A 9,587-nucleotide genomic window follows, 5' to 3' on the forward strand; every position below is an offset into this window, starting at 1 on the left:
AGCAGCCACTTCCCTGTGCTTTTTATCATATACGGCGGCTTTGAGAAATCGGAGCCGTCATTTTTTTCTGTCTGCGCTTTTCGATTCATAGCAGGCAATAGTAGGCGGCTTATGAGAGGACGCCGCCATGCTTATTGTCTGTATAATGGGGTTAAAACCCTCGCCTTTAGGCGAAACCTTTAGGTAAACCCCATACCTTCAAGTTTAGATGACATAAAAAATGGAATACTAAACTTGAGGTGAAAATATGGAAAATTACAGGAAATCAGCACATTGCACATATGACATAAAGTATCACTTAGTATGGATAACAAAATATCGGAAACCCATATTGTTAGGGAAAATAGCTGTTAGAACTAGGGAACTAGTCCGAATGGTCTGCCAGAATAATGAAGTGCAGATTTTGGCAGGGCATGTGGGCAGTGACCACATACATCTGCTGGTGTCAGTGCCGCCGCACTTGTCAGCAAGTAAGCTGGTACAATATATAAAAGGCAACACCTCCAGAAAGTTACAGATGGAATATAAGGAACTAAACAAACAATTTTGGGGACAACATTTGTGGGCAAGAGGATATTTTGTGGCAAGCAGTGGAAATGTTACAGATGAAATTATCAGAGAATATATACAAAACCAAGATTTACAGGAAAGAAATAACTCTGATAACTTCGAGGTAGGATCACCGTAGAAAAATAATGATAATCTTGCGGAGAGACAACTTTAGGCTGCTTTAGCAGCAGAGCGAACCTACCGGCTTTAGCCGGTAGTGGTTCAGTTATCTTCGCCCTAATTCACTCAATAACCACTTAAAAAAAGCCTTACCCCGCCACGGGATAAGCTCGCATATGAGTATGAACTATATCGTGTAATTTCATATCGTTTCGCTTCTTTCTTCGCCCGGCTGGTCTGCCACCAGCCGGGCGTTTTTTGTCGTTTTCTGCGGTCTGCTTCACCGCTTAATAAATATTTTGAGAAATTTTCAAATAGGAGGCGATTAGCGGGCAGGCGGCGGAAAACCGTTCGCTTTGTTGGCGGAAAGGGAGAGAACCACCTATACCCCCATAGAAAGGGGGTGAGAAGATGGAAGCTATCCCCCGTGACTATGGCGAACGGTGCCAGTTTGACCGCTACTGTAAGCTGGTGCTGTACCATGAGGCCCTTGACTACCTGCGGGAAATGCAGCGCCGCCGCGACCGTGAAACGTCGTTCGACGCTCTACCGCAGGCAGAAATGGACAAGCTCTGCACGGAAGATCATTACCCCAGTGACAGCTATATTTTTAGCTCTCATGGGTACGACTTATTGATCGACAATGAGCTTGTGGCCGACGCATTTTCCAGTCTGTCCAAAGACGCGCAAAGTATCTTGATCCTGCGCTGCGTTCTGGATATGACCGATCAGGAAATAGCCGACCTTATGGGAATGAGCCGCAGCGCCGTCCAACGGCGCAGGGCGAAAACGCTGAAAGAGCTTCGGACAAAACTATTGGCAATCATGCCGGAGGGAGGTTGAACCGTATGAAGCAGCCCAATTACAAAGGCAGGGAGCTTTTGCCTTATTCGGTGATTGAAGCGGCCCGCGCTGGGGAAGCTGACGCCGTGGATCGCGTGCTGCGGTACTACGATGGCTACATAAACAAACTGTGTACCCGCAAGCTCTACGACGAATACGGCCAGCCTCATGTCCGCGTGGACGAGTTTATGAAACACCGTCTGCAAATTAAGCTCATTCATTCCATCGTCATCACTACCTGATGACACGGCCCCCGGCCAGAGGAAACGGCCTTACCCTTTCCACGTTTCCCTGATCCCCGGAGGCCGCAGGGCTGCACTTTGATAAAGAAAGCGACGCAAGACAACGGCGGCGCAGCATAGGGCAAACGGACACATTCCGTCTGTACCGAGCCGGGCGGCGGGTGCGCCATGATACTTTCCCCTACGGAGAAAGCGGAGCGACCAACACCATGCCGTAATGCAAGCGTGGCAGCTTGCGGGCGATAACATGCAGGCGGGACAATGATACTCCCTTGTCGTCGCAGTCCGAGCGTTAAAAGCGTCGCAGGCAACGAGCAGGGCCGCATGAGAACCATGCGGGGGTGAGATTCCCGTGGAGCTGTGCCAGCAGCCGTCCGTTATTATGCCCCTTTTGTAACTGGAAACCATTTTTCTACTTCGTGAAAGGGGGCAACATGATGGAAACAACTGATGTGCCTATCTGGGAAAAATACACGCTTACCATTGAGGAAGCGTCTAAATATTTCCGTATCGGGGAGAACAAATTGCGTAAGCTGGCGGAGGAAAACACCAAGTCCGGCTGGGTGATTTTCAACGGTAATCGGATTCAGATCAAGCGGAAACAGTTTGAAAAAATAATTGATACTTTGGACGTAATATGATGTAATTTGTCCTTGAATATGCTATAATAGGTGTAGGCATATCAAGGCTCTTTCCGACAGGGAAAGGAGCATGACGCACTATGTCAGAGAAAAGACGGGACAGCAAAAATAGATTATTGCAGTCCGGAGAGAGCCGGAGAAAAGACGGAAGATATGCTTACAAATATACAGATACCTTTGGTAAACCGAAGTTCCTTTATTCGTGGAAATTGACGCCTACGGACAAGATTCCGGCAGGAAAACGCGACGATATATCGTTGAGGGAAAAGGAAGCAATTTTACTGAAAGACCTTAACGACGGGATCGACCCCATAGGAAAGAAAATGACCGTCTGCCAGCTTTATGCAAAGCAGATCAGGCAGAGGGGAAACGTCAGGCACAACACCGAAAATGGACGTGCGCGGTTGATGAAGATTCTCGAACAGGATAAGCTCGGTTCTTGCAGCATTGAGAGTGTGAAGCTGTCAGACGCGAAAGAATGGGCGCTTAGAATGAAAGAGAAAGGCTATTCCTTTAAGACCATCAGCAACGACAAGCGCTCCTTGAAAGCGGCGTTTTATACCGCCATACAGGACGATTGTATCAGGAAAAATCCTTTTGACTTCAAGCTGAATACCGTCCTGAAAGACAATACGGAACCAAAGGTGCCTCTCACACCAGCACAGGAAGAAAGTTTCCTGTCCTTTGCCCAAGGTGACAAGGTTTATCAGAAGTATTATGATGAACTCATTATCCTATTGGGGACAGGGCTTCGTATTTCTGAATTATGCGGATTGACTGATACCGACATTGACTTTAATAACCGGATCATCAACGTAGACCACCAGCTTTTGAAAAGCTCAAAGATTGGCTACTATGTTGAAGTCCCCAAGACGGAAAGCGGCGTCAGACAGATTCCCATGAGCGACAAAGTGTATCAGGCGTTCAAGCGAGTGTTGCAGAACCGCAAAGGTGCAAAACCCATTATCATTGATGGGTACGGCAATTTCCTGTTTTTGAATCGGGACGGCCTGCCGAAAGTTGCAGTCAATTATGACAGCATGTTTAAGGGACTTGCCAAGAAATACAACAAGACCCATGAAGAAGCATTACCCAAGGTAATGACGCCCCACACCTTACGGCATACGTTCTGCACGAATATGGCAAATAAGGGAATGAACCCGAAAGCATTACAGTATCTTATGGGCCACTCCAACATCACCATGACGCTGAACTATTACGCTCATGCAACATTCGATTCCGCAAAGGCAGAGATGGATCGGCTGGCGGCTTAGTAGTACGAGGCGGTTTTACTACTACTTATACTACTTTTGAAAGCGAAAACATGAGAGGATATAAAAGTATTTGTGAGTTTCTTCCACATGGGAAATGCCGGGAAAGCCTGAAAATACAGGCTATACCGGCATATAAGAACTTATAAAAGGATAATCAAAAATTAGTTTTAATTTTGATATAAAAGTTTATACAATGGTATTGACCTCAATATTGGTCTAAGAAAGGAAGATACAAATGGAACAGAAATTACGGAGAGACAGAAACATCGGCAGCAATCTAAATCCCTTCGTGAAAAGCACAACATTTCACAGGAAAAACTTTGTGCTTTGTTACAACGTCGCGGTTGTGACATTGGTCGCTCCACTTACGCTAAATATGAAAATGGAGAATTGAATATCAAAGTCAGTGTCCTCATAGAATTGCGCAAAATATATGACTGCGCCTATGGTGATTTCTTTGAGGGATTAGACATTCAGGAATAGCCTGTTTCTGGCCATACCGTTTTTCGTGATATTATTGCTACTGATTCTTTTTCACTTCATTTTGCCGTCTATAACCGCATGAAAAAAGACTTAAACGCATTTGTCTAAGTCCTCCCACTGTCGGTTTTTTATTTTTTATTCGCACCGGAACGTAACCTCATGTCCCGGGTCTTCTCTGATCAGCATTTTTTTCACGTCCTCAGCCATCATGTGTTATCCAACGCAGCCTGGACGACATCGACCAGCTTTTTCCATCTAAGTATGCCCAGATGGTTTTTGTTTTCTTTCTCTTCATTTTTTCTCCTTTTGCGTGTATTTTTCAGGCATAGAAAGCGTACAGGCGCTTCATAGGATGTTTCCTATGCATTCCAGCAGCTATCCTGCAAGCTTCTTCTTCGTCATGTGCCTGTATGGTACATGGTTCCCTGGTACAGCATCGTGCCAGAGCGGTTCGTATTTCTCATCATAGGCGGCCTCCTTATCAGCAGACAGCTATTTCTGCATCATCTTTCCTGATTTCAAGGTTGTCACAGGCGATCAGATAGCCCTTTAGGATATCACATATGGAATCCCTGTCCATATTCCGCCAGTCATAGCTGCACCCATAATCCGCTGCCCCGAAATTGTCCCAGGAATAATAATCCACGCATCCCAGCGCGAACCGGGCTGGATCATAGGCTTCCCTGGCCATCCCGATGAAGCCCATCACGGCCTCCTGGTCTATCCATGGTTCGGTGACGTCCACCCTGCAATGGCCGAACTGGAACTGGCCTGGTTCGTCCGGGTAAGGATTGCAGCAGAGGATATCATAGACGTTCTCCTCATGCTCCGCGTCAACCAGACGCCCATACTCAAAAAAGTCTTTGTCTCCATAGTTGACATACATGTTTTGCTCTCTCCTTTCTCTTATGCCTGATGTTTGTTCCATGGAAAGTATGGGCATATAGAGGGAGCCTGCCGCGCCAAAAATAAACGCCATGATGGTTTCTTTTAGCAGCCTAAGAAATGTATCTGCTGAAACCGCAAATAAAACAAGGCGGGAGAACCCCGCCCTGCATAAGGGAATATACGAGTTATTTGTTTTTGGGGATGGGCTCAATCCAGGATGGTGATCTTCCTGCATCGGATCTTCCCACCATCATGCACGACTCTGGCGACGTCACAGTAATACACCTTGCAGGCTACTGTCAGGCCGCCGCTGAATAATGCAATTTCCTTCTTTGTCCATACGGAAAAACCAAAGGGATCTTCGGCGCCAAAAGTGTCTGCGAACGTCTCATAGGTTTCCCCTGGCATATACCGGTACTGGAAGTTGAAATTGTCGTATCTGTCATCGCGGATGTTTTTATACGCAATGAAAAAGTCTTTATGGCATTCGTACAGGCCTGTCCGGCGAACCGCCTCCTCCAGTTCGGACGCATTTTTGTAGAGCCAGTTATCGTTTATAGCGTCCCAGTCCAGCAGGGCGCTGTATTCCTGGATAAAACCTTCCGTCAGGTACTGGTGTGCGGAAACCTCTTTCCAATCTACCTTATCTGCAAACTTCCGGATGAAATCTTCCGTCAAAGGCTGATAACCGGAGATCATACGCCAGTCCACCCTGTTCGCAAACTCCCGGATAAAATCTTCCGTCAAAGGCTGATAACCGGAGATCAGGCGCCAATTCACCCTGTCCGCAAACTCCCGGATGAAATCTTCCGTCAGGTACTGGTAATAAGAGATCATGCACCAATCCACCCTGTCCGCAAATTCCCGGATAAAGCTTTCCGTCAGGGGCTGACAGAGTGAGATCCGTGTCCAGTCCACCCTGTCCGCAAACTCCCGGATAAATCCTTCCGTCAGGTGCTGGGCGCTGGATATCCTGTCCCATCTCACCCTGTCCGCAAACTCCCGGATGAAATCTTCTGTCAGGCGCTGGTAATGGGAGATCCGGCTCCAAACCACCTGATCTGCGAACTCCCGGATAAAGTCCTCTGTCAGAAACTGCTCACACGAAATCGCCCGCCAATTGACCGCGTCTCTGCTGAGTTCCCCTCCCTGCAATTGTTGTATCACTTCTTTCGCTGTCATTGAAATCCCGCAGGAGGCCCCGCCTGGATTTTTTAGCCCAGACAGGGCAGAATGCGGCAGGAACCGGACAGTTCCCATAAAGGATCCGCCTGCCGCAACCTCCTGCCCCCTCCTCTCTGTTGTGTTTGATCAAGCTTGTGGGCGGCCGGCGTATTACTCCTGCATGCCATCCGGCCCTGCGCCGCCGTCCGTCACTTTCCAATAATATTCATACATTTCCGGGTACCGGTACATCATCTCACAAATGTCGGAACCAGACTTTGTCGTCGTGTCCACACACCACAGCGCATGGATCCGCCGGATGTATGCGTCATCCATGATCCCCTCCCAGATACGGTCCCACATGGCATCCGTGAGCAGGACATGGCGGTCATATCCCCTGAGGAAACAATCCTCCCGCCCACTCGCGCCCAGTGCCTGGAACTCCCCAAAGTATTTTTCCGAGAACCCGTGCAACTGCCTGCACAGGGTCAGCAGCCATTCTTCCAGCTTTGGCTCGACCCGGCATCCTTCGCGCCATGCGCCCAGGCCGTCTTTGTCCACCACGTCATACTTTTCAGCCAATTCTTCTCTTTCCTTTTCGCGTTCGCCGGCCATCTCTTCCAGCCTGCCGTCATAGAGCATGGACTGGACGCTTTCTTTCTTGTCTTCCCCGGCCTGCCGTTCCAGCGCCCGGCCGATGGTTCCGTCGATGTCGCAGCTTTCGCCGCATACCTCCCTGCAGGACTCCCGGATCTCTTCCAGCGGGACATACGCATTGACATTGTGGTTCCCAAGGCCAAACAGGCCGCCGAACATCCTTTTCATCAGGGCGCCGATATCGTCCACTGTATCCTTTTCCGGATTCTGCCGGTCCGTCCGCGTGAAGTCGTACGTCTCCTTCTCCTGCACATGCAGCTTGATACTGACGATCACCTGCAGGAAATCTTCCAGAGGGAGCCGCCTGCCTTCTGGATCCGACACAAGCATCCGGCACAGGTTCTTGAAGTCTCCATCCATCTCCAGATAACGCCTGACCGTGCGCTCCAACTCCATCGTCCCCGCATCGCAGCCCTTGAAGGCATCCCGGAAATACGCATACCAGCCGTCAGACTCTTTTTCCTGGAGGAAATCCCCCAGTTCCCAACCGCCCTCTAAAGACAACTCGATCATTTTCTCCACAAGTTCCCTGCCTTTAAGCCCGATCGCTGAAAGGCGCCGGTGCAGCGCTTCTTTTCTACATACGGCAGGAAGCGAGACTGGCCTGCCGAGCTCCTGGCTGGCCCAGGAAACTGCCCTCCTGCACTGTGCCAGGTTGATATCCCCGGACACTGCCGCACAGCCTTCCGGCAGCCTGTCCTCTGCCATGCAGGCGATGGCCAGCAGGGGAATATGGCTGCGCTCCCCCTGGGTCTTCCCGCCAAAAACATTCGTGGTGTTCTCAGGCTGGCGCCAATCCGACGCATCCATCAAGACAGCAAGGATATCTGCCTCATCGCTCCCAGGGCCTCCTTCTCCATGCAGATATTCATGGATATCGCTATATAATATATAATCCTCCGTATTGCTTCCCGTCTCCATATCTCCCACGCTGCGCCAGCCCTGGCATTCCCGGCCGAAGATGCCTGTTCTGCTCCTGCTGCGCGTCCCACAGACATAATCGCGCCCGTTCTTAGACTTTTTTACGACGTCCAGAAACGGAAAGGCATCGACCAGCTTAAGTGACTCCTGGTACACCGCCTGCCAGTCCTCCGGGCGAATCTTCCATGGCATGATCTCAAGATTCAAAAAGATCCCCATATCGTTTTCCTCCTTTTTTGTTTGGATGGCCGCCCAGACCATGAAAGGCCAGGCTCCTGATAAAAAGTATGGCTCATATTTTCATCAGGATTTTTCTGCGGATAGATAAAACCGGGGCAGTTTTTTGTGATGAGCAAAGCCAGGGCAATTTGTCTGTTTATTCCATGTCCGGCGCAGTTTCGCCATACAATCACTATTACTTTCACCCGTATAATAAGTTATTTTTGTAAAATTCTCAACAAAATTACGGTTTTTTATTGCCAAATAATAAGGATTGCAAAAGTATGAATAATTACTATAAAATATAGCTTTTTATTGTCAAAGCGATGATGCGGCAGGAAAGCCCCTGCGAGGGCCTTTTTTCTCCGCAGCCGGAAAAATTTTTGAGAAATTCATCCCCACCCATAGAGGGTGATGGATTTCTTGCTGAGAAATGGTAAAAAAACACCCCGGCATGACACAGGGGCGTTTTGGGGAGATACTACTTCACTGCGGCAGATTTTCCTGTTACCTGGTTCATTACCGCATATATTTTTTCAACGTCATATTCAGGTACATAAGAGGAAGCCACAGAAACAATATCCTGGATTGTGGATTCTTCCTCCTCCAGCTCATCTGCGATCACCGCTGTACTTTTTCCTTTGATGATTTTTTTGCATACGGAATCGATCAATTTCAAAATGCGGCCTTCCATGCGGCCTTCCTCACGGCCTTCCTCACGGCCCTCCACGAAGATCCGGTCCACAACGCTTTCCATTTGCTTCGCTCCTTCCTCGGTTTCCTTAAGCCGCCTGTTCTCGGCAGCCAGTTCCGGATAATGCATTTTTTGGGGATCCTTGCACCAGAAATCCTGCATCAGCCTCCCAAGTGGCGTGTCATCCTGATTTTTGCCATTTACGTATATGATATGGGAACCGTCCCTGAACAGCTTCCCAGTCTCCAGGATCATCCGCTCAATATGGTATATCGGCAGCCCTCCTTTCAGCACGTCATTCGCCGTGATCAGGATCACATACTGTTCCGGGAGTTTCCCGTAAGCGTCCCCGGGCAGCGCCGTGTTGGCGTCCAGCAGGCTCCCGTTATACCTGGCCCGTTTCGGCACTGCGCCCGCATCGCTCCTCTGGACTTCGATATTGCACAGCCGCTTATCAGACGCAATGGCTTTGACATCCATCCGGATGGCGCGGCCATACAGGCTGCTGACCGTCTCCTGCGTCTGGACTTCCTGCACTTCGAGCCATGGATCCTCCAGGATGATGCGCAGGACAAGCCTCGCGCAGTCCTTATTCTGCAGGACGGCTGACATTAACAGGTCATCCATCATGCACAGCCCCTTAATATACTCTAGCCTTTTCTGGTCCATTTTCTTGCCTTCCTTTCTTTATATTATATGTTTTTTCTGCTCCCCCGTCAAGGCAGTTTCTTGCGCCAGCATGGCGATCTCCTTCATTTCCATTTCGTTCAGGTTGAAAATCTTTTCCATTGTTCTCCTTTCGTCATAAGACATCTCTTTTTTCCTTTCTGCCCATGCGGCATCATAGCATGGCTTCCAGGGCGCTTTGTTTTTTTACTTTTCTTGAAATCCG

10 protein-coding genes are annotated in these 9,587 nt (G+C 49.0%); 6 read left to right on the forward strand and 4 right to left on the reverse strand.

Annotated elements, in window-relative coordinates:
- The first annotated feature begins 247 nt into the window (after positions 1-247).
- The 6 genes from tnpA to NFS31_RS27835 all read left to right on the forward strand — a co-directional run bounded on the left by tnpA (position 248) and on the right by NFS31_RS27835 (position 4,152).
- Positions 248-688, forward strand: coding sequence for an IS200/IS605 family transposase (tnpA, locus tag NFS31_RS16410; protein ID WP_251497314.1), 441 nt, complete (start codon positions 248-250; stop codon positions 686-688).
- A gap of 392 nt (positions 689-1,080) precedes the next feature.
- Positions 1,081-1,512, forward strand: coding sequence for a sigma-70 family RNA polymerase sigma factor (locus NFS31_RS16415; RefSeq protein WP_069431961.1), 432 nt, complete (start codon positions 1,081-1,083; stop codon positions 1,510-1,512).
- Positions 1,513-1,517: 5 nt separating this feature from the next.
- On the forward strand, positions 1,518-1,754 hold the full coding sequence (locus NFS31_RS16420) for a helix-turn-helix domain-containing protein (RefSeq protein ID WP_069431962.1): 237 nt from the start codon (positions 1,518-1,520) through the stop codon (positions 1,752-1,754).
- A 437-nt stretch (positions 1,755-2,191) separates the two neighbouring features.
- Positions 2,192-2,395, forward strand: a complete 204-nt coding sequence (locus NFS31_RS16425) for an excisionase (RefSeq protein ID WP_160259185.1) — start codon at positions 2,192-2,194, stop codon at positions 2,393-2,395.
- Between the two features lie 80 nt (positions 2,396-2,475).
- Positions 2,476-3,669 (forward strand): tyrosine-type recombinase/integrase, encoded by a 1,194-nt coding sequence (locus tag NFS31_RS16430; protein WP_160259169.1) that lies wholly within the window; start codon positions 2,476-2,478, stop codon positions 3,667-3,669.
- Positions 3,670-3,996: 327 nt separating this feature from the next.
- A complete protein-coding gene (locus tag NFS31_RS27835; RefSeq protein WP_334303099.1) occupies positions 3,997-4,152 on the forward strand; it encodes a helix-turn-helix transcriptional regulator in 156 nt (51 codons plus the stop codon).
- A 481-nt stretch (positions 4,153-4,633) separates the two neighbouring features.
- Here NFS31_RS27835 and NFS31_RS16440 read toward each other — a convergent pair whose 3' ends face one another.
- From NFS31_RS16440 to NFS31_RS16455, 4 genes are all read right to left on the reverse strand, one after another.
- A complete protein-coding gene (locus NFS31_RS16440) occupies positions 4,634-5,038 on the reverse strand; it encodes a hypothetical protein (protein WP_251497317.1) in 405 nt (134 codons plus the stop codon).
- A gap of 209 nt (positions 5,039-5,247) precedes the next feature.
- Positions 5,248-6,222, reverse strand: a complete 975-nt coding sequence (locus NFS31_RS16445; protein WP_251497320.1) for a hypothetical protein — start codon at positions 6,220-6,222, stop codon at positions 5,248-5,250.
- Positions 6,223-6,375: 153 nt separating this feature from the next.
- Positions 6,376-8,001, reverse strand: a complete 1,626-nt coding sequence (locus tag NFS31_RS16450; RefSeq protein WP_251497323.1) for a hypothetical protein — start codon at positions 7,999-8,001, stop codon at positions 6,376-6,378.
- Between the two features lie 481 nt (positions 8,002-8,482).
- Positions 8,483-9,364, reverse strand: coding sequence for an Rpn family recombination-promoting nuclease/putative transposase (locus NFS31_RS16455; protein WP_251497326.1), 882 nt, complete (start codon positions 9,362-9,364; stop codon positions 8,483-8,485).
- Positions 9,365-9,587 lie beyond the last annotated feature (223 nt).

The organism is Otoolea muris, assembly GCF_943193115.1.
Classification (GTDB): Bacteria; Bacillota; Clostridia; order Lachnospirales; family Lachnospiraceae; genus Otoolea; species Otoolea muris.

Excerpts from the sequence above, each read along its gene's own strand:
- NFS31_RS16455 (WP_251497326.1), bottom strand. The coding sequence starts at position 9,364 with ATGGACCAGAAAAGGCTAGAGTATATTAAGGGGCTGTGCATGATGGAT.
- NFS31_RS16450 (WP_251497323.1), bottom strand. The coding sequence starts at position 8,001 with ATGGGGATCTTTTTGAATCTTGAGATCATGCCATGGAAGATTCGCCCG.
- NFS31_RS16420 (WP_069431962.1), top strand. The coding sequence starts at position 1,518 with ATGAAGCAGCCCAATTACAAAGGCAGGGAGCTTTTGCCTTATTCGGTG.
- NFS31_RS16430 (WP_160259169.1), top strand. The coding sequence starts at position 2,476 with ATGTCAGAGAAAAGACGGGACAGCAAAAATAGATTATTGCAGTCCGGA.
- NFS31_RS16440 (WP_251497317.1), bottom strand. The coding sequence starts at position 5,038 with ATGTATGTCAACTATGGAGACAAAGACTTTTTTGAGTATGGGCGTCTG.
- tnpA (WP_251497314.1), top strand. The coding sequence starts at position 248 with ATGGAAAATTACAGGAAATCAGCACATTGCACATATGACATAAAGTAT.
- NFS31_RS16415 (WP_069431961.1), top strand. The coding sequence starts at position 1,081 with ATGGAAGCTATCCCCCGTGACTATGGCGAACGGTGCCAGTTTGACCGC.
- NFS31_RS16445 (WP_251497320.1), bottom strand. The coding sequence starts at position 6,222 with ATGACAGCGAAAGAAGTGATACAACAATTGCAGGGAGGGGAACTCAGC.
- NFS31_RS16425 (WP_160259185.1), top strand. The coding sequence starts at position 2,192 with ATGGAAACAACTGATGTGCCTATCTGGGAAAAATACACGCTTACCATT.